Here is a 638-nt window from a genome sequence, read left to right on the forward strand (position 1 = left end):
ACAAGTTGTTCACCGCCCAAGACTTCAGTGGCAAGCATGCTTTCATTTAACACGTTAATCGCCGACGCCGCCTCGCCATTAGCCGGCATATAGGCATAATAATGACCATCTTCGGCCAATCCATGAATCAAAGACGGATCGTCATAATAATTTTCAATAATTACATCCACATCTTGCGATTCTTCAAAAATAATATGCAAATCATTGCCGACACGCTCGGTCACAATGGTTTGTGGTGCATAGTTGGTGGTAGGATCTAACAATTCATAAATGGTGTTTGCTCCTTTATGTTGCACTGTGACGGCTTGATTTGCCACATTTTGCGCCACATTCAACACTTGTTCCTGCGTGGCTGGGTTTTGGATTTTGAGTAAAATGGTCATAAAGATTCCTAATAAAACAATAAGCTAATCATCAATAGCTTCATGTCATGCAATGACATAAAGCCTACAATCAGAACATTGACGTACATCATTAATTGCCAATGCGGCATGTGCGAAAATAAAAACAGAAAGGAAATTTTCTCTTGGCGAACACAAAGCACATATTCTCAAAACGAGAAACGTCGCCAAAAAATAAAGAATAGAATCGCTTGCTTGCTTGCTTGCTTGCTTGCTTGCTTGCTTGCTTGCTTGCTT

Annotated in this window: 2 pseudogenes; both read right to left on the minus strand. The window is 40.4% G+C overall.

From position 1 onward, the window contains the following. Window positions 1–383 (minus strand): annotated as a pseudogene (locus E0709_RS12140) (cell wall anchor protein); the annotation flags it as partial. Between the two features lie 45 nt (window positions 384–428). Further along, window positions 429–638, minus strand: a pseudogene (locus E0709_RS12445) (hypothetical protein); the annotation flags it as partial.

This window comes from Lonepinella koalarum, from assembly GCF_004565475.1.
GTDB lineage: Bacteria > Pseudomonadota > Gammaproteobacteria > Enterobacterales > Pasteurellaceae > Lonepinella > Lonepinella koalarum.